The 24226-nt window shown below is 73.0% G+C and carries 25 protein-coding genes; 12 read left to right on the top strand and 13 right to left on the bottom strand.

Going from position 1 to position 24226, the window contains the following annotated elements:
• Positions 1–125 precede the first annotated feature (125 nt).
• The 3 genes from AC0VYM_RS15885 (at position 126) to AC0VYM_RS15875 (ending at position 2854) form a co-directional block, all read left to right on the top strand.
• Positions 126–1361 (top strand): sensor histidine kinase, encoded by a 1236-nt coding sequence (locus AC0VYM_RS15885; RefSeq protein WP_475452834.1) that lies wholly within the window; start codon positions 126–128, stop codon positions 1359–1361.
• Positions 1358–2023 carry a response regulator gene (locus AC0VYM_RS15880; protein WP_475452832.1) on the top strand — a complete coding sequence of 222 codons (666 nt, stop codon included), beginning with the start codon at positions 1358–1360 and terminating at the stop codon, positions 2021–2023. Before AC0VYM_RS15885 ends, AC0VYM_RS15880 begins: the two co-directional genes overlap by 4 nt.
• Positions 2024–2140: 117 nt before the next feature.
• The gene (locus tag AC0VYM_RS15875) at positions 2141–2854 is read left to right on the top strand and encodes a MerR family transcriptional regulator (protein ID WP_475452830.1); all 714 of its coding nucleotides are present in this window, start codon (positions 2141–2143) and stop codon (positions 2852–2854) included.
• Between the two features lie 91 nt (positions 2855–2945).
• Here the strand turns inward: AC0VYM_RS15875 and AC0VYM_RS15870 are convergent, their stop codons facing one another.
• Positions 2946–4337 (bottom strand): FAD-binding oxidoreductase, encoded by a 1392-nt coding sequence (locus AC0VYM_RS15870; protein ID WP_475452828.1) that lies wholly within the window; start codon positions 4335–4337, stop codon positions 2946–2948.
• Between the two features lie 239 nt (positions 4338–4576).
• Between AC0VYM_RS15870 and AC0VYM_RS15865 the strand changes: the two genes are divergently transcribed.
• Entirely contained in the window at positions 4577–5341 is a 765-nt protein-coding gene (locus AC0VYM_RS15865) for an SDR family oxidoreductase (RefSeq protein WP_475452826.1), read from the top strand.
• A 66-nt stretch (positions 5342–5407) separates the two neighbouring features.
• On the opposite strand, the gene AC0VYM_RS15860 is transcribed toward AC0VYM_RS15865, so the two are convergent.
• A complete protein-coding gene (locus tag AC0VYM_RS15860) occupies positions 5408–6643 on the bottom strand; it encodes an erythromycin esterase family protein (protein WP_475452824.1) in 1236 nt (411 codons plus the stop codon).
• Positions 6644–6701: 58 nt separating this feature from the next.
• On the opposite strand from AC0VYM_RS15860, the gene AC0VYM_RS15855 reads away from it, so the two are divergent.
• Positions 6702–7466 (top strand): TioE family transcriptional regulator, encoded by a 765-nt coding sequence (locus AC0VYM_RS15855; RefSeq protein ID WP_475452822.1) that lies wholly within the window; start codon positions 6702–6704, stop codon positions 7464–7466.
• Positions 7467–7671: 205 nt separating this feature from the next.
• Here the strand turns inward: AC0VYM_RS15855 and AC0VYM_RS15850 are convergent, their stop codons facing one another.
• The 3 genes from AC0VYM_RS15850 to AC0VYM_RS15840 are packed head-to-tail and all read right to left on the bottom strand — an operon-like array spanning position 7672 to position 10372.
• On the bottom strand, positions 7672–8547 hold the full coding sequence (locus AC0VYM_RS15850; RefSeq protein ID WP_475452820.1) for an ABC transporter permease: 876 nt from the start codon (positions 8545–8547) through the stop codon (positions 7672–7674).
• Positions 8544–9539: an ATP-binding cassette domain-containing protein gene (locus AC0VYM_RS15845; RefSeq protein ID WP_475452818.1), complete on the bottom strand. Its 996-nt coding sequence runs from the start codon at positions 9537–9539 to the stop codon at positions 8544–8546. The genes AC0VYM_RS15850 and AC0VYM_RS15845 overlap by 4 nt, the downstream gene beginning before the upstream one ends.
• Positions 9536–10372: an alpha/beta hydrolase gene (locus AC0VYM_RS15840; RefSeq protein WP_475452816.1), complete on the bottom strand. Its 837-nt coding sequence runs from the start codon at positions 10370–10372 to the stop codon at positions 9536–9538. The genes AC0VYM_RS15845 and AC0VYM_RS15840 overlap by 4 nt, the downstream gene beginning before the upstream one ends.
• 212 nt (positions 10373–10584) lie before the next feature.
• On the opposite strand from AC0VYM_RS15840, the gene AC0VYM_RS15835 reads away from it, so the two are divergent.
• On the top strand, positions 10585–11325 hold the full coding sequence (locus tag AC0VYM_RS15835) for a hypothetical protein (protein ID WP_475452814.1): 741 nt from the start codon (positions 10585–10587) through the stop codon (positions 11323–11325).
• Between the two features lie 15 nt (positions 11326–11340).
• Positions 11341–12165, top strand: coding sequence for a nucleotidyltransferase family protein (locus AC0VYM_RS15830; protein ID WP_475452812.1), 825 nt, complete (start codon positions 11341–11343; stop codon positions 12163–12165).
• Positions 12166–12358: 193 nt separating this feature from the next.
• Here AC0VYM_RS15830 and AC0VYM_RS15825 read toward each other — a convergent pair whose 3' ends face one another.
• Entirely contained in the window at positions 12359–13207 is an 849-nt protein-coding gene (locus tag AC0VYM_RS15825; protein ID WP_475452810.1) for a helix-turn-helix domain-containing protein, read from the bottom strand.
• 101 nt (positions 13208–13308) lie between these two features.
• On the opposite strand from AC0VYM_RS15825, the gene AC0VYM_RS15820 reads away from it, so the two are divergent.
• Positions 13309–14322: an aldo/keto reductase gene (locus AC0VYM_RS15820; protein WP_475452808.1), complete on the top strand. Its 1014-nt coding sequence runs from the start codon at positions 13309–13311 to the stop codon at positions 14320–14322.
• Between the two features lie 137 nt (positions 14323–14459).
• On the opposite strand, the gene AC0VYM_RS15815 is transcribed toward AC0VYM_RS15820, so the two are convergent.
• The 3 genes from AC0VYM_RS15815 to AC0VYM_RS15805 all read right to left on the bottom strand — a co-directional run bounded on the left by AC0VYM_RS15815 (position 14460) and on the right by AC0VYM_RS15805 (position 17026).
• On the bottom strand, positions 14460–15668 hold the full coding sequence (locus tag AC0VYM_RS15815) for an FAD-dependent oxidoreductase (RefSeq protein WP_475452806.1): 1209 nt from the start codon (positions 15666–15668) through the stop codon (positions 14460–14462).
• Complete coding sequence (locus AC0VYM_RS15810; protein ID WP_475452804.1) at positions 15665–16243, bottom strand: TetR/AcrR family transcriptional regulator; 579 nt, start codon at positions 16241–16243, stop codon at positions 15665–15667. The genes AC0VYM_RS15815 and AC0VYM_RS15810 overlap by 4 nt, the downstream gene beginning before the upstream one ends.
• A gap of 234 nt (positions 16244–16477) precedes the next feature.
• Complete coding sequence (locus AC0VYM_RS15805) at positions 16478–17026, bottom strand: DUF1062 domain-containing protein (RefSeq protein ID WP_475452802.1); 549 nt, start codon at positions 17024–17026, stop codon at positions 16478–16480.
• 208 nt (positions 17027–17234) lie between these two features.
• Between AC0VYM_RS15805 and AC0VYM_RS15800 the strand changes: the two genes are divergently transcribed.
• Complete coding sequence (locus AC0VYM_RS15800; RefSeq protein ID WP_475452800.1) at positions 17235–18098, top strand: helix-turn-helix transcriptional regulator; 864 nt, start codon at positions 17235–17237, stop codon at positions 18096–18098.
• 129 nt (positions 18099–18227) lie between these two features.
• Entirely contained in the window at positions 18228–18875 is a 648-nt protein-coding gene (locus tag AC0VYM_RS15795; RefSeq protein ID WP_475452798.1) for a dioxygenase family protein, read from the top strand.
• A 47-nt stretch (positions 18876–18922) separates the two neighbouring features.
• Here the strand turns inward: AC0VYM_RS15795 and AC0VYM_RS15790 are convergent, their stop codons facing one another.
• Genes AC0VYM_RS15790 through AC0VYM_RS15780 form a run of 3 tightly spaced genes read right to left on the bottom strand, consistent with a single transcriptional unit; the run spans position 18923 to position 21228 of the window.
• On the bottom strand, positions 18923–20164 hold the full coding sequence (locus AC0VYM_RS15790; protein ID WP_475452796.1) for an RNA polymerase sigma factor: 1242 nt from the start codon (positions 20162–20164) through the stop codon (positions 18923–18925).
• A 25-nt stretch (positions 20165–20189) separates the two neighbouring features.
• Complete coding sequence (locus AC0VYM_RS15785; RefSeq protein ID WP_475452794.1) at positions 20190–20561, bottom strand: YciI family protein; 372 nt, start codon at positions 20559–20561, stop codon at positions 20190–20192.
• 37 nt (positions 20562–20598) lie between these two features.
• Positions 20599–21228 (bottom strand): DUF998 domain-containing protein, encoded by a 630-nt coding sequence (locus AC0VYM_RS15780; protein ID WP_475452792.1) that lies wholly within the window; start codon positions 21226–21228, stop codon positions 20599–20601.
• Positions 21229–21387: 159 nt separating this feature from the next.
• Between AC0VYM_RS15780 and AC0VYM_RS15775 the strand changes: the two genes are divergently transcribed.
• On the top strand, positions 21388–21822 hold the full coding sequence (locus AC0VYM_RS15775) for a hypothetical protein (protein ID WP_475452790.1): 435 nt from the start codon (positions 21388–21390) through the stop codon (positions 21820–21822).
• Between the two features lie 41 nt (positions 21823–21863).
• Here AC0VYM_RS15775 and AC0VYM_RS15770 read toward each other — a convergent pair whose 3' ends face one another.
• Complete coding sequence (locus tag AC0VYM_RS15770; RefSeq protein WP_475452788.1) at positions 21864–23120, bottom strand: FAD-dependent oxidoreductase; 1257 nt, start codon at positions 23118–23120, stop codon at positions 21864–21866.
• A gap of 93 nt (positions 23121–23213) precedes the next feature.
• Between AC0VYM_RS15770 and AC0VYM_RS15765 the strand changes: the two genes are divergently transcribed.
• Positions 23214–24209, top strand: coding sequence for a helix-turn-helix transcriptional regulator (locus tag AC0VYM_RS15765; RefSeq protein WP_475452786.1), 996 nt, complete (start codon positions 23214–23216; stop codon positions 24207–24209).
• The last annotated feature ends 17 nt before the right edge of the window (positions 24210–24226 follow it).

The following is a 24226-nucleotide window of genomic DNA, read 5'->3' as shown; positions in this document are numbered from 1 at the left end:
CACCAGCGCCGGTCGTCGGGGGACACCCCCGACGAAAGACAGTGGCGCCCCACTCACCCCCGACCTTCGTCGTGATCACCGGCCGAAGCGCGCCCTGCCCACGGCTCCCGCCCTAGGCTGAACCCATGCGACTCGGCCTGCCCACCCCCGACCGGCACACCCTGCCGGACCTGGCCGCCGTCGGGATCAGCGCCGCCATGGGGACCGCCCTGGCCCGCACGGTCCCACCCGACTCCCCCGTCCCGTCCGCAGCGGTCCTGACCGCCTGCCTCCTCCTCTCGGTCACCCTGCTGTGGCGGCGCACGCACCCCCTCGCCGTGCTGTGGGCCGCCACCGCCGCCGGACTCGCCGCCGTCACGGCCAGCCTGTGCACCGGCCCGCTCTTCGGCCCCGACACCGGCCTCGCCCTGGCCTGGTTCCCACCCACCGCGCCCTTCGCCGCCTACGCGGCGGCCCTGCACACCCCGCCCGACCGCCGGTTCTGGCTTCCCTTCGCCGCCCTGGTCCTGGTCAGCCTGCTGGCAGCCGACCCCACCACCATCAGCGGCACCGGCGTACGCACCGTGCTCTTCGTGGACCTGGCCGCCGCCCTGGCCCTCTACCTGTCCACCCACCGCCGGCTGGTCGAGGCGCTGCGGGAACGGGCCCGGCGCGCCGAGAACGAACGGCACCTGCTCGCCCGCCAGGCCCGCGCGGACGAACGCGCCCGCCTGGCCACCGAGATGCACGACGTCGTCACCCACCGGGTCAGCCTCATCGTGCTCCAGGCCGGAGCCCTGCGCGTGACCGCGCCCGATGACGCCGTGCGCACCGCCGCGGAGGAACTGCGTGCCACGGGTCACCGCGCCCTGGCCGAACTCCGCGACCTCACCGGTGTGCTCTCCACCGGACACGACCTCCCCTCCCATGACCTCGCCCCCGACCCCCGCCAGCTCGTGGAGGACGCGCGCGGCGCCGGGACCACCGTGGACCTGGACACCCGAGGCGACCCCGGGCAGGCCTCACCCCTGGTCGCCGCGACCCTGCACCGTGTCGTCCAGGAGGCCCTCACCAACGTGCGCAAACACGCTCCCGGTTCCCGGGTACGGGTCCATCTCGACCACGGCCCCACCACGGTGCTGGTCCGCGTCACCAACACCGCGCCCACCGGCGCCCCCGACCCGGCCCTGGTCTCCTCCGGCTCGGCCCGGGGCCTGTCCGGGCTACGCCGCAGGGTGGAACTCCTCGGCGGGCTCCTCGACTCCGCACCCACGCCCCGGGGCGGGTTCCAGGTGCGCGCCGAACTCCCCTCCCACGTCCCCCTCACCCGCAGACCCCCCGCGCACGCGCCCCCTACGACCGACGAAGGCCAGCACCCTTGAACAGCCAGCCCACCCGACCCGTCCGCGTGCTGATCGTGGACGACGACCCGATCGTCTGCGCCCACCTGGCCACCATCCTGGGCGTGGACCCCCACATCTCCGTCGTCGACCGGGCCCACGACGGCCGCGCCGCCCTCGACGCCGTCCGCCAGCACGAACCCGACCTCGTCCTCATGGACCTGCGCATGCCCGTCCTGGACGGCATCGGCGCCACCCAGGAGATCACCGCCGTGCCCTCGCCCCCGGTCGTGGTCGCCCTGACCACCTTCGACGCGGACGAGTACGTGCTGAAGGCCCTGAACGCGGGCGCCACCGGATTCCTGCTCAAGTCCACCCCGCCCGAGGACCTCGCCTCCCTCGTCCGGGTGGCCGCCCTGGGGCACACCGTCATGTCCCCCGAGGCCACCCGCCGTCTGCTCGGCACCGCCCACACGGCCCGGACCGACCACCTGGACCGCGCCACCCTGGTGGCCTCCCTGACCGAACGCGAGACCGAGGTCCTGACCGGTCTGGGCGAAGGCCTGACCAACGGTCAGATCGCCAGACGCCTGTTCCTGTCCGAGGCCACCGTGAAGGGCCACGTGTCCCGCCTGCTGGAGAAGCTGGGCTGCGACAACCGCACCCAGGCCGGTCTGCTCGCCTACGAGGCGGGCCTGCGTTAGAGGATCCGCCGCTCCCCGCCGACGGCCCGGATCCTCGGGCACACGCGTGACCGCCTCCCCCACCGGACCCGGGACGGCGCCCTATCCTGATCACCCACAGCCCGGGAGGAACCCACCTTGGACGCGCCCACTGACCGCCTCCGCCCCATCGACCTCGCGCGGGCCGCCGGAATCTCCACCCAGCAGGTGCGCAACCACGCCGACGAGGGCGTCCTCCCCCCGACCGGCCGCACCGCCTCCGGCTACCGGATCCTCACCGACCTGCACCGCCGGGCCCTGCTCACCTTCCGAGCCCTGAGCGCCGGGTTCGGCGGCGCCACCGCGCGCGACGTCATGGCCGCCGTGCACGAACACGACCTGCCCGCGGCGCTGGCGCTGATCGACGCCGCCCACCACACCCTGCACGAACAGCGCACCGCCCTGCACGCCACCGGCCGGGCCCTGGCGGCGGTCGCCGATCGCGCCCCCGAGGCACCCGCCGCCCCCGACGGCGATCTGCGCATCGGAGAGCTCGCCGCCCACCTGGGCGTACGCACCTCCACCCTGCGTGTGTGGGAGGACGCCGGGCTGCTCGCCCCTCAGCGCGAACACCCCACCGGGTACCGCCTGTACTCCCCCGCCGACGTGCGCGAGGCCCGCATGGTGCACCTGCTGCGCCAGGTCCGCTACCCGCTCCCGGACATCCCGCCGGTCATCCACGAACTGCGCCGCAGCGGACACAGCCGGGCCCTGCACACCGCCCTGGACCAGCGCGCGGACGAACTCACCCAGCGTTCACGGGCCATGCTCACCGCCGCCGCCCTCCTGGACGACTACGCCCGCACCGTGTGAACCAGGGTCGCCGCCCGCACCCGTGTGCGGGCCGCCCGGGACACCCCGACGACCCGCACCCCCCGTTCTCACCCGGAGTCCGCTCCCGGGCTCAGGCCTCCTCCTCCAGAGCGAAGACCTTGCCCGGGTTGAAGATCCCCCGGGGGTCCAAGGCGCCCTTGACCGCCCGGTGCATCGCCAGCACGTGCGGCCCCAGTTCGTCGGCGGCGCCGCGCATCTTCAGCAGGCCCACCCCGTGCTCGCCGGTGACCGTTCCGCCCACGGCGAGGGCCTCGTCCACGATCACCTCGAACGCCTGCTTGGCCCGCCGCTTGGCCTCCTCGTCACCGGCCGGGACGATGAACAGGGGGTGCAGGTTCCCGTCACCGGCGTGCGCGATGTTGCCGATCCTGGTGTCGAACCGCTCCCCGGCCGCCTCGATCGCCTCCAGCATGTGCGGAACCCGGGCCTTGGGCACGCACACGTCCTCGGTCAGCAACGGACCCAACCGCTCCAGCGCCGGGTAGGCCAGCCGCCGAGCCTGGAAGAGCGCCTCGGCCTCCTCCTCGTCGGTGGAGCGCACCGCGTAGACCGCCTTCTCCCGCTCGAAACACTCCAGGATGCGGTCGGCCTCCTCCTGCCCCGAGGCACCGGGCAGGTCGCTGCGGGCCAGCAGCAGCACCTCGCCCTCGGCGGACAGGCCCATGTTCTTCCACTCGTCCACCGCCTGGAGGCAGAACCGGTCGATGAGCTCCAGCGCCGAGGGCACGATCCCCGCGGCGGACACCGCCGCCACCGCCCGCCCGGCGTCGGTCAGCGAGTCGAAGTAGCCGACCACCGTGTGCTCCACGCCCCGGCGCAGCGGCACCAGACGCAGCGTCACCTCGGTGACCAGGCCCAGCGTGCCCTCCGAACCCACCATGAGTCCGGCCAGGTCGTACCCGGTCACCCCCTTGGCGGTGGTCCGGCCCAGCCGCACCACCTCACCGGCTCCCACCACGGCCTCCATGCCCAGCACGTAGTCCCGGGTGACCCCGTACTTCACGCAGCACAGCCCGCCGGCGTTGGTGGCCACGTTCCCGCCGATCGTCGACCACGGCGCCGAGGCCGGGTCCGGCGGGTACCACAGACCGTCCTGGGCGACCCGCGCCCGCAGGTCGTCGTTGACCACGCCCGGCTGGACCGTGGCCGTCTGCTGGACGGTGTCCACCTCCAGCACCCGGTTCATCCGCTCGAAGGAGACCACCACCCACCCCCGGCCGGAGTTGGCCGCGCCCGACAACCCGGTTCCGGCGCCGCGCCCGACCACCGCGACCCCGTCGCGCGCGCAGATCCGCACCACCTCCGCGACGTCGGAGGTGTCCCGGGGCCGGACCACCGCCGCCGGAGCACCGTAGGGCGCCCACTCGGCCTCGTCATGCGAGTAGCCCTCCATCACGGCGGGATCGGTGACCACCTGTTCGGTCCCGATCGCGGCCACCAGCTCCTCGACGACCCCCGGCATGGGACCCCTCCTTCACCCTGTGTGTCGGCGCTCACTGCGCCGACGCTGCCCAGCACTCTAACCGGACGCCCCATCCCAGGATTCACTCGCGTACCAGGATGAACAGGCACGTTCCCCCACACCATGCCTCGGCAAAGCAGCACGAAATCCCATCAAACCTCCCCAAAGGCGGACCAGTGCGGTGTTAGCTTGGACCTCCGACGCCTCGGACACACGCCAACGGCCGCGGAGGTGGGCACATGAGCACGATCCTGGTCACCGGCGCCACCGGAACCCTCGGCACACCCCTGGTGGAACGACTGCGCGAGACCGACCACCGGATCCTCACGCTCAGCCGCCACCCCGACCCCCAGGACACCAACGCCCACGCCGTCGACCTGCGCACCGGAGACGGACTCGACTCCGCCCTGACCGGCGTCGACACCGTCGTGCACTGCGCCAGCACCCCCAGTCACTGCGCCAGCACCCCCAGCGGCGGCGACATCCCGGCCGCCACCCACCTCCTGCGCGCCGCCAGGGCCAACGGCGTCACCCACCTGGTCTACGTCTCCATCGTCGGCTGCGACCAGGTCCCCCTGGGCTACTACCGGACCAAGCACACCATCGAGGAGGCCCTGCTCGCCTCCGGCCTGGGCGTGACCGTCCTGCGCGCCACCCAGTTCCACCAGCTCGTCGCCGCGGTCTGCGCCCACGCCGCCCGCATGCCCGTGATGCCCTACCCCGACGTCGACGTCCAGCCCGTCGACCCCGCCGAGGTCGCCCTCCGTCTGGCCCGCCTGGCCCAGGAGGAACCCGCCGGACGCGTCCCCGACCTGGGCGGACCCCGGGTGGAGTCCTTCCACGACCTGGCCCGCGCCTACCTGGACGCCACCGGCACCGAGCGCCGCCTGCTTCCGCTGCGCCTGCCCGGAGCGATCTTCGCCGCCTACCGCGCCGGAGCCCACCTGACCCCGGAGCACGCCGTGGGACGCACCACCTTCGCCGAGTACCTGGCCCGCGCCTGAGCAGACGCGCACCGGGACCCGCCCACGGCCACCACGGGTAGGCGCGACCGGCACCCCGTGGCGCGCCTACCCGTCGGAAGGCTCCCCACCGCCCGCGCCCTCCGACGGGGTGACCTCCCGGACGAACACCAGACCGTCACCGCCCGCCAGGTGCGCGGGATCCAACGCGGCGTACCCGAACCACGGCGACACCCGGGGCTCGGGTACGCCCTCACCCAGCACCCGCGCCAACCCGGCGGCGTCCACCACACACCGCTCCGAACCCAGCGCGTACAACGCCCCCTCCACACTCCCCGCAGGCGGCTCCCCGACTCCGTGGTGGCGCAGCGCGCCCAACGCGGTGGGCAGGAACGCGTAGTCACGCCCCAGTCGAGCCGCCACCAGCGCGCCCGCGCTCCACCACTCCATCAGCCCCTGCCACATCCGCATCGAACTCCGCTCCCGTTGCAGGTGGGAGTTGTGCGCGTGCACCAGCACCGGTCCGCGCTCGGCCAGGGCCAGGAGATTGTGCGCCATCATCTGGTCCCGCACCCCCAACAGCCGGTTGACGCGCGCGGCTGAGGTGTCGGCCAGCCAGTGGTGGTAGCGCAACAACCCCACGGCGGTGCGCCCGTACAGCCCGGCCTGCTCCAGTTCCGCGCGCGAGGTCGCCTCCAGCAGGTACGGAGCCTGCGCGTCCAGCAACGCGACGAGGTCGTCGGCGATCAACCGCAGAGCACCGGCCTCGGCCGACCGCCCCACCGACCGCGCCGGGTCCATCATCGTCTCCGGGTCGGCCCACGGTCCGTCCGCGCCGAGCAGCCGGTCGAGGGTTCCGGCGGCACAGGGCAGCATCTCCTCCTCGACCTGCTCAGCGAGGTAGTCGTACAGGGCGCTCAGGGCCTGCCGGGGGCTCTCCGCCCCGGAGATCTCCAACGGACCGTCGAACCCGGCGAAGCGCAGACGGTCACCGGCGGGACGCCCCTCGTTGTACGCGCGCATCCACCGCACCAGCGCGCGGTTGGCGGTGTAGGCGCCGAACCCGTGGCTGAACCCGCGCTCCATGACCTCGTCGAGTGTCCCGTGGCCCGAGGTGACGTACTCGTCCACGACCAGCCCCTTGAGGCAGTCGCTCTCCACGGCGATGGTCCGGTACCCCTCCTGTTCCACGAGTTCTCGGAACAGGTCGTTGCGCGCCCAGAGCAGTGTGCCGTCGTCATGGGTGGGCTCGCCCAGGGCGAGCACGCGCGGCCGTTCGGAGAGCAGCCCCATGACCGAGGCCGCTCCGAACTCGTGGACGGTGTCCTTCATGTGCGTAGCCATACCTTCGACGCTATCGCTGAACCACCGGTGGAGACTTTGCTGAGCTAGCATCGAGAATATGGCGGAGAAGCTTCAAACCGGGGTGCGTCTGAGACCGATCGACCTGGCACGTCGGCACGGCCTCTCCACCCAGGCGGTCAGGAACTACGAGGCGCAGGGCATCCTCCCGCCCGCCGAACGCTCCCCCCACGGATACCGGACCTACACCCCACCGCACGCCTCGGCCCTGCGCGCGTTCCTGGCCCTGCTCCCCGGCCACGGCCACCAGCGGGCGGCGGAGATCATGCGGGCCGTCAACCACGGCAGGGTGGAGGAGGCCCTGCACCAGATCGACCTGAGCCACGCCCAGCTCCTCGACGACCGCCGGACCCTCACCGCCGTCCGGAACGCGCTCCGCGACCTGGACGCCCACCGCGCCGCGGCCCCCCGACCGACCACCACGGTGCTCTCCGGGCTCACCCCCACGGCCCCCGAGCCCCGGGCCACCTTCATCGGGCCGCTCGCGGAGCGCCTCGGTATCCGACCGGCCACCCTGCGCAAGTGGGAGCGGGCCGGACTGGTCCGCCCGCGCCGCGACCCCCGGACCGGCTACCGGGTCTACGACACCGCCGCCGTACGCGACGCCCAGCTGGTCCACCAACTCCGGCGCGGCGGCCACCCGCTGGGACAGATCGCCCCGCTCATCGACCAGGTGCGCTCGGCCGGAGGCCTCCAACCCCTGGAGGAGACCCTGGTCGGATGGCACCGGCGGCTCGACGCACGAGGACGCGCGCTCCTGGCCGGGGCCGCCCGGCTGGAGGACCACCTGTCCACCCACACGTGAACCCCGTCCGCGCCACCGGCCCCTCCCCAACCGGGCCGCACGGTGTCGCTCCGCCATCCCCAACGTCACGGACCGGTGTCCGGACACTCTCACTCCGGCCCACGTCCCGCCCTCCGGAACACCGACGCGCACCGGGTGCACCGCCAACCCCGAAGAGAAAGGGGGGTGCGCGCCCCCGCGCGCACACCCCGACACCGGAACGGGTTCAGCGGCCCAGCTTCCGGTAGCGCCGCGACGCCAACGGAACGAACACCGCCATCAACACCAGCGGCCACACCACCGCCATCAGCAACGCGTTCTGCGCCACCCACGACTCACTCACCACCGCGGTGTTCCCGAACAGCTCACGGCAGGCCAGCACCGTCGCCGACAGCGGGTTCCACTCCGCCACCGGAGCCAACCACGCCGGAATCACCTCCGTGGGCACGAACGTCTCCGCCACCATCGCCAACGGGAACACCAGCGAGAAGAACTTCATCGCCGCCTCGGGACCGCGCACCAGCAACCCCAGGTAGATCCCGATCCACGTGAACGCCAACCTCAGCAGCAACAACAACCCCAGAGCCGCCAACGCCGGTCCCAGACCGTTGTGCCACTGCCACCCGACCAGCAGCCCCATCCCCACGAGGACCGCCAGGTCCACCAGAGCCGAGACCACGTCGGCCATGCTCCGTCCCACCAACAACGCCGAGGGCGCCATCGGCAGCGTCCGGAACCGGTCCACCACGCCCCGGCCCACATCCGTGACCACCGCGATCGTCGTGTTCCCGATCCCGAACGCCATCGTCAGCGCGAACAGCCCCGGCATCAGGAAGTCGCGGTAGTCCTCACCGCCCACCCCCATGGCCGCGCCCATCGCCTCCCCGAAGACGAAACCGAACAGCAGCACCGCCAGCACCGGGATCATCAGCGTCCCGACCACCTCGTCGGGCTTGTACACCAGATGAGCCAGGTAGCGGCGCGCCACGACGGCGGCATCGGCCACCGCCCATCCCGCACGCCCCGCCCAGGCACGCGGCCCACGGGGTCCACGCTCCACCGGCACCGGATCCGCGACCCGCTCCGTACCCGTCACGGTCATGACCGCCCCTCCGCCGCTCCGCGCCCTTCCGCATCTCCGACACCCGCACCGTGCTGCCCGGTCAGCCCCAGGAACACGTCGTCCAACGTCGGCCGCCGCAACGCGATGTCCTCCACGTCCAACCCGGCCTCGTCCAGAGCCCGCACCACCTTGGTCAACCCCGCACCGCCCCCGCACACCGGGGCGCTCACCCGCAACGCGTCCCGATCCACCTCCGGCGGCGCCCCGGCCATCCGGCCCAGCACCTCCACCGCCACCGGCAGCTCCTCGGCGTCGGCCACCACGACCTCCACCCGGCCGCCGCCCACCCGCGCCTTCAGCTCCTCCGGGCCGCCCTCAGCGATCACCCGTCCCCGGTCCAGCACCGACACCCGGTCAGCCAACCGGTCGGCCTCCTCCAGGTACTGGGTGGTCAGCAGCACCGTCGTACCCCCCGCCACCAGCTCCCGCACCGCCCGCCACACCTCGGCCCGGCTGCGCGGGTCCAGGCCGGTCGTGGGCTCGTCCAGGAACAGCACACGGGGATCCAGCACCAACCCCGCCGCCAGATCCAACCGGCGGCGCATCCCACCCGAGTACGTACGCACCGAACGGTCGGCCGCCCCGGTCAGGTCGAACCGCTCCAGCAGTTCCGCGGCCCGCTCGCGCGACCGCCGCCGCCCCAGGTGGTAGAGCCGACCGAACATCTCCAGGTTGCGGCGCCCGCTGAGGATCTCGTCCACCGCCGCGTACTGCCCCACGAACCCGATCCGCGAACGCACCAGCCGGGCCTGCGAGGCGACGTCGGCCCCGGCCACCCGGGCCCGGCCCCCGTCGAACCCCAGGAGGGTCGCCAGCACCCGCACCGACGTCGTCTTTCCCGCGCCGTTGGGCCCCAACAACCCGTGCACGGTGCCCGGCTCCACCGCCAGGTCCACCCCGTCCAGCGCCACCCCGCCTCCCGGGTAGAGCTTGCGCAGCCCCTCGGCCAGGATCACCGGTCCACCGTTCACGAGACCACCGCCTCGGCCACCCGCTCCTCACGCGGCCGACGCGGCCGAGGCGGCCGAGGCACCGCCACGGGCGTCACCTCCTCGTACCGGCCCACCGCGATCCGGGCGATGTTGCGCACCGACTCGCTGCCCGACCGGTAGTACGAGCAGTGCCCCGGGATGTCCCCGGTCTCGAACACGCGCGCCCCGTACCCGCGCCGCATCGGTGAGGGCCCGTGCCCCATCTCGCCCACGTGCCCCCGGGGGAAGAACCTGATCCAGTCGTTGGGGCCCCGCGCCGCCCACAGGTTCCCCGAGAAGCCCAGCTCCTCGCGCGAACGCGTCCCCATACCCGGGCTGCCCAGCGCCACGCAGTCACCGACCCGCCCCCGTCCCAGGGCCAGACCGCACACCACCGTGCCGTAACTGTGCCCCACCAGCGTCACGCGCGCAGAGCCGGGCAGGAACCGGGTCAACCGCACCAGGTCCGCCGCACCCTCGATCGCCGGGCGACGCGAGACCGCCTCCCCGAACCCGCGCGGGGTGCGGTACCCCACCCACACCACCACCGCCACACGCTCCCCCGGCGCCACCTCACGCATCGTGCGCAACAGGGTCTCCCCGTTGGCGCGCGGCCGCGTCGCACGCTTCTGGTTGAAGTAGTTGCCCAGGTAGTTGTCGTTGCCCGGCACCAGGACCGCGACGTGGTCCGCGGTGGCCGCGTCCCCCAACTCCTCCACGATCCGCCCGTCCTCGGTCCCGTCGCAGGCCAACAGACGAACCCCGTACCCCCGGGCCCGCTCGTACCGCAACGGCTCCGGGGCCGGGATGGTGGATGGGCCCGCCGCGATCATGGCTCTCCCCGAGGTTCCTCGTACACCAGGCTTTCTGACACACCCAACGCTAGAACCGTAGGTACGACGGGGACGATGACGCTGACACCCTCTTGCGGGTCCACTCCCACCCACCTCCCGCAGTGGTGCCAGCACTACCGAACCCCCGACCCACCCCCCTGACCGGCGATAATCCGCTTGCCCCACCAGCGGCGCCCTGCCACGATGCACGCATGCCGATCGTGACCCTGGCCCAGCGCCCCGACCTCGTCGAGGTCCTGGAACGCCCCGAGCTCAACCCCGGCCCGGAGGTGATGTTCCACGACACCGTCGCCCACAGGTACTGGGGCCGCCTGGCCCGGGAGTTCGCCGAGTACCAGCTCGCCCTCGTTCGCGGCGACGAGGTCATCGCCCGGGCCAACAGCGTCCCCCTGGCCTGGCACGGCACCCCCGACGAACTTCCCGACGAGGGGTTCGCCTGGGCCCTCGAACAGGCCTTCGCGGACAGGGACGCCGGACGCGCGCCCACCATCGCCTCCGCCCTGTACATCGCGGTCTCCATCCACCACCAGGGCGCCGGGGTCAGCGCCCTCATGGCCCAGGCCCTGCGCGACAACGCCGCCGAACACGGACTGACCGCCCTGGCCGCACCCCTGCGCCCCACGCTCAAACACCGCTACCCGCTGATCCCCATGGCGGAGTACGCCAGCTGGACCCGCGAGGCCGACGGGCTGGCCACGGACCCCTGGCTCCGCACCCACCAACGCCTGGGCGCGCACCTGCTCCACCCCTGCGAGAAGTCGATGCGCGTGGAGGGCACCGTCGCCCAGTGGCGCCAGTGGGCCGGGATGGACTTCCCCGGCAGCGGTCGCCACATCGTGGACGAGGCCCTGGCCCCCGTCACCATCGACCTGGCCGCCGACCGCGGCACCTACCTCGAACCCAACATGTGGGCCTGGCACCCGCTGACCTGACCCGGAGCCCCCACCGTGACACCGCCGCCCCCCGTCCGGGGGCTCCGCCCCGACGGCACCATCGCCCGCGAAGGCTCCCCGGACCGCGTTCCCGCCGCCTTCACCCCCGTGGTCGCGACCCTGAGCACCCGACTCCACGAGGTCTTCGGTGCCCGCATGCACAGCGCCTACCTGTACGGCAGCATCCCCCGGGGCACCGCCGTCCCCGGCGTCTCGGACCTGGACGCCCTGGTGGCCCTGCACGCCGCCCCCGACCCCACCGACCACGACCGGGCCCGCGCGCTCCAGGAGGAGATCGACGCCGACTTCCCCCAGGTCAACGGCGGCGGCATCCTCCTGGACGGGGTTCCCCGCCTGACCAGCGCGCTCGAACGGCACGACGCCGGGTTCTTCGTGGCCTGCCTGTGCACCCCTCTGACCGGCCCCGACCTGGGCGAACGGCTACCCCGGTACCGACCCACCAGCCTCCTGGCCCGCGAGACCAACGGCGACCTGCACCTGACCCGGCCCCGCTGGCGCACCCGACTGGCCGAGGCCACCACCGACGACGACCTCCGCGCCCTGAGCCGGGGCGTGGCCCGCCGACTCACCCGCACCGGACTCACCCTGGTCATGCCGTCCTGGGGCGGATGGACCAGCGACCTCACCCTGGCGGCGGACGTCTTCGGCCACTACCACCCCGACCGCCACCGGCAGATGCGCGCCGCCGCCCACACCGCCCGGAACCCCAGCGCCGACCCCGACCACCTGCGCGAGCTCATCGAGGACCTCGCCCCCTGGCTGGCCCGGGAGTACGCCGCCACCCACGGTCTCAAGGCGCCCCGGCCCCGGACTCCCTGAGACCACGGGTCCCCTCCGGCGGTGGTGATGCCGCGCCCCGGTGCGCACGCCCCACCGGACCCGGCCGAGCCCGCTCCCCCCCCGGGCCGCCGACGCCACCGGGCACACGCTCGGCGTCCTCGCCCAGGAGGCCCCGGATCACCGTGCGCCCGTCCGGTCGGTCGTCGTGAACGAGCTGTACGACCCTCCGGACTCACCCGCCCACCACACGCAGCGGCACGTGGTCGAGCCGGTCCAACGCCGCCGCCGACACCTCGTCGGCGGGCAGGTACACCACCAGGTACTGCCCTTCGGTGTCCCACCGCTCGTACGACAGACGCACCTCACCCGCCACCGGATGCGCCAGCCGCTCCACCCCTGTGCTCGACGGCACCGACGCCGGGGCCGCCAGCCGATCGGTGAAGGGAGCCCCACCCACGATCTCCAACTCCTCCACCAGGTGTGCCAGGTGCGGATCGTCGGGGGCGGCCTCCGCGCGCAGCTCCGCCAACCGCGCGTCGGCCACACTCTCCCAGTCCGGGTACGCCAGCCGGGCCCGGTCGTCAGCGAAGACGAACCACACCCGGTTCGCGGGCTGGTCACCCTCCACGTCCAACAACCCCAGCGGCCCCATCAGGCGCTCGTACCCCGCCGTGTACGCGAGCACCTCCCCCAACCGGTTGAACAACGCCGCCGGGGCGGGCTCCAACCGCTCCAACATCGCCCGCGTGCTCGCCCGCACCCCCCGCTCCGGCGGCATCCCGCCCGGGCACAGCGCACCCGCGCCGGAGGCCGCCTTCGACAGGTTGCGCAGGCGCACACGGGCCCCCACCGACAACCCCATCGCGTCCGCCAACGCCACCAGCACCTGCGGCGAGGGGTTGCGGTCGCGCCCCTGCTCCAGACGGGTCAGGTAGTCCACGCTCACCCCCGCAACGGTGGCCAGTTCCTCCCGGCGCAACCCCGGGGTGCGGCGGCGCCGACCCACCGGCAGGCCCACCCGTCCAGGAGGGGTCGCCTCCCGGCACTCACGAAGGAACGCACCCATCTCACCGTCATCCATACGCCGAGTCTAGGAGCGCGCCCCCTCTCCGATCCTGGCCCTGCCGGGGCCAGGATCACCACGGTCTCCCTCCCGCCCCGCGCACGGCGCACACTCTTCCCATGCGCCACCAACTCCTGGGCCCCTCGGGGCTACGCGTCTCCCAGCTCCTCCTGGGCACCATGACCTTCACCGACCCCGAAGAGAGCCGCCGCACGGTCGACCTCTACCAGGACGCGGGCGGCAACCTCATCGACACCGCCTCCGCCTACGGCGACAGCGAACAGCTCCTGGGAGGACTCCTCCAGGGGCGCCGCGACCGCTTCGTGCTCTCCACCAAGTTCACCCTGCCCCGGGACCCGAGCGACGCCAACTCCGGCGGCAGTCACCGCCGCAACCTCACCCGCTCACTCGAACGGAGCCTGCGCCACCTGCGCACCGACCACGTCGACCTGCTGTGGGTGCACACCTGGGACGAGTACACCCCCCTTGAGGAGACCATGCGCGCCCTGGACGACGCCGTGCGCGCGGGCAAGGTCCTGTACACGGGCGCCTCCAACATGCCCGCCTGGGTCGTGGCCGAGGCCAACACCCTGGCCCGCCACCACGGGTGGACCCCGTTCGTCGCCCTCCAGGTGCCCTACAACCCGCTCCACCGCGACATCGAACGCGACCTGCTGCCCCTGGCCCGCGCCCACGGACTCAGCGTGGCCACCTACAACGGCCTGGCCGCCGGGGTGCTCTCGGGCCGCTACACCGACACCCCCCGTGCCGCCCCGGGGTCGGTCCGGGTCGACCCGGACACCGTCACCGAACGCCAGCACCGGGCCGCCCGCCTCCTGCGCCGCACCGCCCAGGAACTGGGCGCCACCCCCGCCCAGGTGGCCACCGCCTGGGCCCTGCACCGTTCACCGCGCATCCACCCCATCCTGGGCGCCAGCCGCACCGAACAGCTCCGGGACAGTCTCGGCGCCCTCGACCTGGGTCTGCCACCGGAGACCATGGCGGAGCTGGACGCGCTGGCCGACCACACGCCGGGATACCCGCACGACCTCAACGCCGACACCCAGGAGTGGCTCAACGGCGACCGCCACGTCGCCGCCCCGGTGCGGGAGCGGCCCTTCGGACGACGGTGACCCGGACTCCCGGGACGGTCGGCCGGTCCCGAACCGGCCGACCGTGGCGGCTACCGCGGCCCGAGGGCCACCACGGTGACGCCACCGGCACCCCCGCGCCACGCCACCCCGGAACACCGTGGAGTCCCAGACGGCCCTCAGTCCCCCTCGGCGTCCAGCGGCACCAGGTCCTTCACCACCCGGGTGGGCTTGCCCGACAGGGAGGTCGCCACCAGCCGGTCCACGCCCGGCAGTGCGGACAGGCGCAGGAACATCCGGCGCGCACGCAACCGCCCGGCGGTGGTCGGCAGGAACCAGGACGTCCCCGAACGGGCGGTGCGCTGGCGCTCCTCCACGACCGGACGCCAGCGCCGTTCGTAGCGATCCAGCCCCTCACCGACACTGTCCGCCCGGGCCAACTCCTCCCCCAACACGTAGGACCCGCCCACCCCCATCGAGGCGCCCTGGCCCGCGAGCAACGACACCGCCTGACACGCGTCACCCACCAGCACCGTGCGCCCCCGGCTCCACCGGTCCATCTCCACCTGGGCGACGTGGTCGTAGTACACCTTCCCGGGCTCCGGGCACAGCTCCAACGCGCGCGGAACCACCCAGCCCAACCCCGAGCACGCCGCGCGCAACGCCTCCCTGGGGTCCCGGGGCAGACGGGTGTCCCGGCTGCGGTGCACGGTGAAGGCCGCCACCCGGTCCCCCTCCAACGCGTACAGCCCCATCTGCGCCCCCAGGCTGTCGGTGAGCCGGAAACTCCCACGGGTCGCCGCGTGCACACGGGAGTCCTCGAAGGTGAACGCACCGGTGTGGAAGCCCAGGTGCCGCAGGTACCCCTCCTCCTCACCGAAGACCAGCCGCCGCACGGTGGAGTGGATGCCGTCCGCGCCCACCAACAGGTCCGCCTCCAGCACCTCACCGCCGGTCAGACGCACCCGCACCACCTCCCCGTCATCGGTGACCGCCTCGGGGGAGGTGGAGTGGCGCACCTCCACCCGGGAGGGCAGCGACTCCCGAAGGGCCCGTTCCAGGTCGGGGCGCATGATCGAGACCAGCTCCCCGCCCAGGGCCTCGGCGAAGCGCGCGAAGCTGACCGCGGCGCGCTGACGACCGTGCTCGTCCACGAGGGAGGCCTCGGTGAAGTGGTGGCCCAGTTCGCGCAGACGGGGCCCCAACCCCATCCGCTCGGCGGCGTCGTAGCCCGGGCCGAAGAAGTCGATCATGTACCCCTGCGGTCGCGGGCCCGGCGCCCGCTCCACCACGACCACGCGCCACCCGTGCCGGTCCAGGCGCTGGGCCAGGGCCAACCCGGCGATCCCGGCGCCCACGATGACCGCGCGCCCGCGCACGCCGTTCACGCGTCCTCCCCGGTGCTCACGGGGGCGGGGACCAACAGACGGCGCAGGACCGGGCCCACCGCCTCGGCGTCCAGGCGCGGGTCCAGCGTCCGGTGCAGCATGATCCCGTCCAGGGCCGAGGCCAGTACCCGGGCGGTGGCCTCGGGGTCGGGGACCCCGCCCGCCCGCAGCCAGTCGGTGAGCGGGGCGCGGAAGCGTTCCAGGAGTGCGGTGATGCCCCGGCGCAGCTCCTCGTCACGCCCGGCGGCGAGGTAGGCCTCGACGAACAGGGCGGAGACGGGGTCGTCGCCGGGGTAGACGTCCAGCGCCGCCAACATCATCTCCAGCCCCTCATCGGGACCGGTCCCCTGTAGCTGCTCGGCGGTCCGCTCGGCCACGGCACCCATCGTGGCCAGGGCGGCCTCGTTGAGCAGGGCGTTCAACGAGGGGTAGTGGTAGTGCACCAGCCCCGGACCGACCCCGGCGCGCTCGGCCAGCGTCCGTGTGCTCACCGCGCCCCAGCCGACCTCCGCGATCAGTGCGCTGGCCGCGCCGAGCAGGCGCTCGCGCACCTGTCGGCCCCGTTCCGTACTCATCCCGACTCCCCTTCTTCCTCAGTGCGGGCATCCGTTTTGGACGATTGCCTTGGGCAAGTGCCCAATTCCGAGGATGCCACGAATCCCCGCCCGTGTACAGCGCACGTCACTGGCCGCCCTCACCCACCACCGGACCCGCGGCAGGGACACGTGTCACGGGGGCCGTCGGACCGGCCAGCGAGGGCCGGGAGGGAACACCACACGGTTCCCTCCCGACGCCCCGCGGTGTGCCGGTCAGACCAGCACGAAGGAGAACCCTCGTGCGGTCCGCCGGTTCAGTGGCACGTCGGCCTCGACCCGACGCGCCACCTCGCTTCGGCTGAGGCCCAACCCGTGTGCCAGGAGCCGTTCGGGACGGACCGGCACCGGATCCTCGAAGACGACCTCGAACCGCGGGGGCCAGGGACTCTCGGGTGGCTTCGGGGCGCACAGCTCCCAGCGGCCCTCCCACACCAGCGTGAACCGGTTGAGGCGGGCGAACGACGGATCCAACAGGACCGCGGCCACCAGGGCCGACGCGTTGACCGTGTACCCAGCCAGGAGTTCCGGCGCCAGCGAACGCACCGGAACACGGTCGTGGACGGTCAGTTTGCCCGTACGGTCACAGGCCACGCAGTTGACCAGCAGCCACACGTCGAGGAGCTTGCCGTTGGCGTTGACACGGAACCTGCCCGCACCCGTGGTGGCACGCGTACTCGGACAGGCCACGCACGGCAGCGCGATCAGGGGCAGGCGGGAGCGCCGCACGACCCAGGGCAGCACGTTGTGAAGATGTGAGGACATGATCTCTCTGAAGATCTGACGGAAGGCACAGGAAACAGAGCCGACGTCACCGTCGGCCAGCGATGCGCGAATGAGTCAGATCAAAGAGCGGGGGGCGTCATGTACGCACGGTCCTCACGTAGGGGAGGCACCAACCTAGCCACCCCTCCATCTCCCGGACAACCGGTTTCCGCGGAGTAGCGGCCCAGCACCCGGGTAGGGAGCGCCCATGCGCCCCGCCTCCCCCCTGGAACTCCACCGGCTGGAGGTCCCCGCCCCGCGGCACCTGCCCTTCGCCATCGGGACCTTCGACTCCATCGGCCCGCTGTCCCGAGCGGCCTTCCCCCACCGCCACACCTTCCACGAGATCGTCCACGTCACCGCCGGCACCGGCGAACACGTCATCGACCTGCGCCGATGGCCCATCACCCCACCCAACCTCGGCATCCTCACCGCCGGGCAGGTCCACCACTGGGGCCGCGCCCACGGCGTGGAGGGCCACGTCCTGCTCCTGGAGGACGCCTTCCTCCTGGACCGCCCCCAGGACCGCGAACTCCTCCGCCGCCTGGCCGCCGAATGCCCCTGGCACACCCCCACCGCCGAGACCGCCGCGCAGATCAGCGCCCTCCTCGACGAGATGCTGGACGAGTTCCGCTTCCGCCGCACCGGCATGGCCTCGATCCTGCGCGCCTACCTGCACATCCTCCTCACCCGCACCGCCCGCGCCTACGACCGCGACCCCCGGCCCACGCTTCCCGGCACCGACGCCCTCGGGGAACGCTTCCTGCGCCTGCTCGACCGCCCCGACACCACCGCCGGGATGACCGTGGCCCAGGCCGCCACCCACCTCGGAGTGACCCCCGGCCACCTGGCCGACGCGGTCAAACACGCCACCGGACGCACCCCCGGGGAACTCCTGCGCGGCGCGCGCACCCTGGAAGCCCAACGGCTCCTGATCGGCACCGACCTCACCGTGGCCGCCATCGCCCGCACCGTCGGCTTCCACGACCCCGCCTACTTCTGCCGGTTCTTCCGCCGCGAGACCGGCACCACCCCCGGACGGTTCCGCCACGGCTCCCCCACCACCTCCTGAGAAACACACCACGCCCCCCGAGATCCGTCCATCGCCCACCCACGGAACGGACCGTAATCTCGTGCTCACCCGCAGGGAGGTGCGGCCACACCCCCGCCTCCCCCTCTCTTCCCCCACGAGGAGCACCCCATGGTCCAGAGCGACGACCACCCCGACCAGGACGGCCCCACCCGCAAGAGCCTGCTCAGAGCCGCCCTGGTCGCGGCCCCCGCCGCCGCGCTGCTGTCCACCGCCACACCCACACTGGCGCGCGAAGCCGCCGAACACGGCCGCACCCTGGCCCCCACCCCCCAGTGCGACGACGGCGACGACCCCACACCCCCGCAGATGGAGGGCCCCTACTTCAAACCGAACTCCCCGCAGCGCACCGACCTGGTCGTGCCCGGTCACCCCGGACTCGCCCTGGCCGTGTCCGGTTACGTGTTCACCCGCGACTGCCGACCCGTCCCCGGCGCCCTGCTCGACTTCTGGCAGGCCGACGACGCCGGAGGCTACGACAACGTCGGCTACGACTACCGGGGCCACCAGTTCACCGACGCCCAGGGCGCCTTCACCCTCACCACCATCGTCCCGGGCCTCTACCCGGGCCGCACCCGCCACCTGCACGTCAAGGTCCAGGCCCCCCACCAGCCGGTGCTCACCACCCAGCTCTACTTCCCGGGCGAACCGCGCAACGGCACCGACATGCTCTTCGACCCCCGCCTGCTGATGAACGTCACCAACGACGGCACCGGACAGCTCGCCGAGTTCGACTTCGTCCTCAATCTCACCGTCTGAGACCCCGACCGCGGGGGCCGGGCACCACGGTCGACGGTGCCCGGCCCTCACCCCAGAAGATCGGCGCGCCCCCTCAGATACCGCTCCTCCACCCGATTGGCCCCCAGGTCAGCGGCCTCCCGGAACAGATCCGCGGCCGCCCGCACCCGACCGGTCCGCTCCAGTAGATGGGCACGCACGATCCGCTCACGCCTGGCGACCAACGGATCCCCCCGCATCCCGTGACGGCCCTCCAGGTCGTCCAACAGCGCCAACCCCCGCTCCGCCCCATAGGCACGGGAGACCGCCACCACCCGGCTCAACCGCACCGGCGCCGTCGGCATCAACCGCTCCAACCACAGGTACAGCACGGCGATCTGCACCCAGTCCGTCTCCCCCTCCGCCCCGGCCGCCGCGTGCACGGCCGCGATGGCCGCCTGCACCTGGTACGGGCCCGCCTCCCGCTGGTTCCACACCCCGTCGACCAGCGCGGTGCCCTCCGCGATCGCCTCCGCGTCCCACGAGGACCGGTCCCGTTCCTCCCACGACACCAGGGCCCCGTCGGCCCCCACCCGCGACGCACCACGCGCCCCCGTCAACAGCATCAGCGCCAACAACGCCGTCACCTCGGCGTCCCCGGGCAACGACGCGTGCAACATCCGCGCCAACCGAACCGCCTCCGAGGTCAGGTCCACCCGCGAGAGCTCCTCACCGGCCGAGGCCGTGTACCCCTCGTTGAAGACCAGGTACAGCACACGCATGACCACGGCCGTGCGCGCCGCCCGGTCCTCCGCGTCCACCGGCGGGGCGAACCGCGCCCCCGCCCGCACCAACCGCTGCTTCGCCCTGCTGATCCGCGTCCCCATCGTCGCCTCAGCCACCCCATGGGCGTGCGCGATCTCCGCCGTGGTCAGACCACCCACCGCACGCAGCGTCAACGCCACCTGGGACGCCGTGTTCAACGCGGGGTGAGCGCACAGCAACAACAGCGCCAGACTGTCGTCACCGCCCGGGACCGCCGCACGACGCCCCGGATCGAGCAGGTCGGCGTCGGCCGCCGAGGCCCGTTCCTCCCGCCGCGCCCGCGCCTGCTCCGACCGCAGCAGGTCGACCATCCTGCGGTAGCCGACCCGGATCAGCCAGGAGCGCGGATCCTCGGGCACCCCCTGGTCCGCCCACTTCCGGTCAGCGGCCAGCAGGGCCTCCTGCACCGCGTCCTCGGCCAGGTCGAAACGGCCGAACCGCCGCACCAGTGCGCCGAGCACCTGCGGGGCCTCCTCGCGCAGCACCCGCTCGACGTCGGGGTTCATCGTGGGGTCCACCTCCCATGGGGGCTCACGCCGCGAAGTCCGCGCCCATGATCGGGCGGACCTCGATCGGTTCCCCCAACACCTCCACGATCCGGGAGGCGATCTCCACGGCGCGTTCGTGCCCGCTCACGTCGATCACGGCGAAGCTCGCCAACACCTCCTTGAGCTCGGTGAAGGGGCCGTCGGTGGCCAGCACCCCCGCCCCGTCCCGACTGACCGTGGTGCTCACGGCCGGATGCCCCAGCCCCTCGCTGGAGACCAGCTCACCGGACCCGACGAGCTCGCGTTCGATCTCCTGGTAGGCGGCGAAGGCGGCCAACGCCTCGGGGCTGGGGGTATGGGCGCTCTCGGCGTCCCAGGACTCAGCGGGGGTGTAGCCCAACAGCAGGTACTTCACGGGTTCCTCTCGGTCGGTGCGCAGATCCTAGACGGGTTCAGACGGAGCGGCGCAGCCACAGGGCCACCGCGCTCGTCCAGCCGAAGGCGAACAGGCCGTTCACGGCGACCTGCACACTCATGTGCTCCGACGACACGGGCACCAGCAGCACCAGGGCGACCAACCCGCTCAGCACGGCCGGAACCGGAGCCCGACGACGCGCGTGGCGCAGCGCCAGCACCAGCGCGGCCACGGCCAACGCGGTGAAGGCCAGGGCGGCCGCGCCGGAGTGCACCACGCCGTGCCAGGACATCCGGGCGACCGGCCCGTCCGGGGTGCCGACCGGGAACCCGTACTCCGGGTCCATCGGAAACACCCCGGCCACGACCAACCCGAGACCGAAGACCGCCACCAGGACGGGCAGGGCACGCCGACCCCTCCCCTCGGTGAGGGTGCGCGCGATCCCCGCCGCCAGGGCCGTCACACCCAGGCCCGCCAGCACGAACGTGGCCACCTGCACCCAGCCGGCGCCGCCGGTCGCGAGCTGGCTGATCGGGTGGCGGGTGAGGTCGAAGCCCTCCCGGACGAGCATCTGCACGCCGGCCGAGACGAAGAACAACGGTCCGGCGGCGGCTCCGGCGAACAACAGGCGCGCGGTCGTCGGCGCGGTGGTGACGGTGGTGGCCATCTCTTCCTCCGTGGTCAGTGGGTGTTCACCAGCTACCTCGGAACCACGGACCCCACCTCGACACTCTCCATATGTGACCCAGGGCACATCCACGGGTCGTCGAGACGCCGGACCCGGCCACGACGTACCGGCGAACACCCACCCACGAAAGAGGACACCGTGACCGCCTACGACGACCCCACCCCACCCACCGACGACGTCCGCGCCCTGGACCGGCTGACCGGCACCTGGACCGTCAGCGGACAGGCCCAGGGCACCGTGCGCTATGAGTGGATGCCGGGCGGGTTCTTCCTGCTCCAACACGTCCAGCTCACCCAGGACGGACACGACGTCACCGGCATGGAGGTGATCGGCAACCTGCGCCCGTTCGGCGAACCCACCGGCGGCGACGTCGCCTCCCGGTTCTACGACTCCCTCGGCAACACCTTCGACTACGTCTACGAACTCACCGGCGACCAACTGACCATCTGGGCCGGAGCCAAGGGCAGCCCCGCCCACTACCAGGGCACGTTCAGCGCCGACGACTCCACCGTCACCGGCGCCTGGACCTACCCCGGAGGCGGCGGCTACACCTCCACCATGACCCGCGCCTGAGCACCCGGGGTGGCGCCGCGACCGAACCGACGCCACCCCGGTCACACACCACGACGGTGCCGCAACCGGCTGGTGGCCGCCAGCAGCGGAGTGGTGACCGAGGTCGCGGCCGCCCCCAGCACCGTGTCGGCGGCCAGGACCGCGCGGACCGTGGACATCCCCCGGGCGACCACCTCAGCGCCCCGATCCCGCATCCCCTCCTCGAACCGGCCGACCGCCCGGACCAGCGAGAGCTCCCCCGCCGCCACCGCTCCCAGCTCCTCGACCAGGCCCGCCGCGTCCCGGATGGCGGCACCGGCACCCATCCCCGAGGTGGGCGGGGTGGCGTGCACCGCGTCCCCCAGCGCCGTCACCGGACCCGCCGGCCACGGAGCGAGCTCCCGCGCCCGCGAGGACGCGGCATGGAACCGAAACGCGGCCACCGAACGGGGATCGGCGCGCCCCAGGACCTCCAACACGCGCTCACTCCACCCCCGCTCGACGAACAGACCCACCAACGCCGACCGCAGCTCCCCACCCCGCAGACCACGCAACGCCTCGGTGGCACCGGACTCCGGGAACATCGCCCCCCACACGTAGGTGGGACCCCTGGTCACCGACGCGCACAACCCCGGCCGATCCAGAGCGGCATTACCGACCGGATCCAGGAACCCGACGTAGAGCGCCGACCCACGCCTCCCGATCGCCAGCCCCGAACGCGCCCCCAACCGCCGCCGCTCCCCCGACCCCAGCGACGACGCCAAGGTGCGACCGGAGAAACCGACGAGACCCGCCGGAACGTTCGTGGGTCCACCAGCCAGGTACCGGGCCACCAACGAACGCGTACCGTCCGCCCCGACCACCACGTCACCGGAGACCGCGGCACCGTCCTCCAACACCACCCGGGGCGCCGCCCCCTCCTCGTCGAAACCCACCTCGGCCACGGACCGCCCCAGACACAGATCCCCACCGACCGCCTCAGCGAGCAGCGTCCGCAGGGTGATGCGGTCAACGTCGACACTGCCGTCGCCACGCAGGTCCGGTCCCCGCCCCAACAGGCGCCCCCGCCGGTCCCAGAACGCGTCACGCTCCCGCAGCCACACCCCCGAAGCCGACGCCAGCAACCGCTCGAACACCTCCGGCGCCACCAACCCCCGCAGCGCCTCCTGCGCCCTCGGATCCAACGTGATGTGGTACCCGCCCGTCGCCGCCACGTCGGTGTCCCGCTCGAACACCACCACGTCCGTCCCACGACGACGCAGCCCGGCCGCCAACGCCAACCCCCCGATCCCGCCACCGACGACAACCACCCGCACCATGCCGACCCCCGTTCACTCCGGGACCATCCCGGACACCAGGAGCATGGGCCACGTAGTGGACACCGAACGGCCACCACCGTCCATAATGATGCGGTGGCCACCACCTCACGACGAGCACTCCGGTTGCTCTCCCTGCTCATGGCACGACACCAGTGGTCCCTGAGCGAACTCGCGACCCGACTCGGCGTCAGCGAACGCACCACCCGCCGCGACATCGAGACCCTGCGCCAACTCGACTACCCGGTCATCACCGTGCGCGGACCCGACGGCGGCTACCGGCTCGGCACGGGACACACCCTCCCCCCGCTGCTGCTCGACGACGACCAGGCCCTCGCGATCGCGGTGGCACTACAGACCGCACCCAGCACCGTGTTCGGCCTGGCCGACGACACGGCCAGGGCACTGGACACCCTCACCCAGGTCATGCCCGCCCGAACACGTGCCGCCATGGAGGACCTGTGCCTGACCCGCCTGCGGAACTACTGGGAGTTCCCCACACCCCCCATCGACCCGCGCACACTCACCACGGTCGGCGCCGCCGTACGCCACCACCACGTGCTCTCCGTCGAGACCCTGCGCCCCGACGGCTCACGCGCCCAACCCGGCGAGGCGGACTTCCACCCCGCCCGGCCCGTCGAACCCCACCACCTGGTGGTGTGGGCCGCGCGCTGGTACCTGGTCGCCTACGACCCCACCGACGACCAGTGGCGCATCCACCGGGTCGACCGCCTGCGGCCCCGCCCGACCCGACGACCCTTCACCGCCCGCACCCTGCCCGGCGGCGACGTCGCCCAGTACGTCATGACCACCCACGACCGAGGCGACGTCCCCGCCGCCTGGCCCTGTGTGGGAAGCGCGCGCCTGCGCCTGCCCGCCGACGTCGTGGCCCGCTGGGCCCCGGGCGGCTCGGTGACCGAACACATCGACGCGGACCACTGCCGACTCACGCTCGGCGCGTGGTCGTGGGCGGGCGTCGCGGGCATCCTGGCCACCTTCGACACCGAACTCAGCGAGGTGACGCCCACCGAACTCGTCCGGGCCGGTCAGCGCCTGGCCGACCGGTGGTCCACCCCCACGCTCCCCCGCTGAGACACCGCCCCTCGGTC

Source organism: Nocardiopsis sp. iso_237, assembly GCF_056173345.1.
The sequence above is the reverse complement of the archived record's forward strand: the minus strand, read 5'-3'. Positions and strand labels throughout refer to the sequence as shown.

Excerpts from the sequence above, each read along its gene's own strand:
- AC0VYM_RS15860 (WP_475452824.1), bottom strand. The coding sequence starts at position 6,643 with ATGGCTACGCACATGAAGGACACCGTCCACGAGTTCGGAGCGGCCTCG.
- AC0VYM_RS15885 (WP_475452834.1), top strand. The coding sequence starts at position 126 with ATGCGACTCGGCCTGCCCACCCCCGACCGGCACACCCTGCCGGACCTG.
- AC0VYM_RS15865 (WP_475452826.1), top strand. The coding sequence starts at position 4,577 with ATGAGCACGATCCTGGTCACCGGCGCCACCGGAACCCTCGGCACACCC.
- AC0VYM_RS15855 (WP_475452822.1), top strand. The coding sequence starts at position 6,702 with ATGGCGGAGAAGCTTCAAACCGGGGTGCGTCTGAGACCGATCGACCTG.
- AC0VYM_RS15840 (WP_475452816.1), bottom strand. The coding sequence starts at position 10,372 with ATGATCGCGGCGGGCCCATCCACCATCCCGGCCCCGGAGCCGTTGCGG.
- AC0VYM_RS15825 (WP_475452810.1), bottom strand. The coding sequence starts at position 13,207 with ATGGATGACGGTGAGATGGGTGCGTTCCTTCGTGAGTGCCGGGAGGCG.
- AC0VYM_RS15800 (WP_475452800.1), top strand. The coding sequence starts at position 17,235 with ATGCGCCCCGCCTCCCCCCTGGAACTCCACCGGCTGGAGGTCCCCGCC.
- AC0VYM_RS15820 (WP_475452808.1), top strand. The coding sequence starts at position 13,309 with ATGCGCCACCAACTCCTGGGCCCCTCGGGGCTACGCGTCTCCCAGCTC.
- AC0VYM_RS15835 (WP_475452814.1), top strand. The coding sequence starts at position 10,585 with ATGCCGATCGTGACCCTGGCCCAGCGCCCCGACCTCGTCGAGGTCCTG.
- AC0VYM_RS15780 (WP_475452792.1), bottom strand. The coding sequence starts at position 21,228 with ATGGCCACCACCGTCACCACCGCGCCGACGACCGCGCGCCTGTTGTTC.
- AC0VYM_RS15810 (WP_475452804.1), bottom strand. The coding sequence starts at position 16,243 with ATGAGTACGGAACGGGGCCGACAGGTGCGCGAGCGCCTGCTCGGCGCG.
- AC0VYM_RS15805 (WP_475452802.1), bottom strand. The coding sequence starts at position 17,026 with ATGTCCTCACATCTTCACAACGTGCTGCCCTGGGTCGTGCGGCGCTCC.
- AC0VYM_RS15795 (WP_475452798.1), top strand. The coding sequence starts at position 18,228 with ATGGTCCAGAGCGACGACCACCCCGACCAGGACGGCCCCACCCGCAAG.
- AC0VYM_RS15850 (WP_475452820.1), bottom strand. The coding sequence starts at position 8,547 with ATGACCGTGACGGGTACGGAGCGGGTCGCGGATCCGGTGCCGGTGGAG.
- AC0VYM_RS15790 (WP_475452796.1), bottom strand. The coding sequence starts at position 20,164 with ATGAACCCCGACGTCGAGCGGGTGCTGCGCGAGGAGGCCCCGCAGGTG.
- AC0VYM_RS15870 (WP_475452828.1), bottom strand. The coding sequence starts at position 4,337 with ATGCCGGGGGTCGTCGAGGAGCTGGTGGCCGCGATCGGGACCGAACAG.
- AC0VYM_RS15770 (WP_475452788.1), bottom strand. The coding sequence starts at position 23,120 with ATGGTGCGGGTGGTTGTCGTCGGTGGCGGGATCGGGGGGTTGGCGTTG.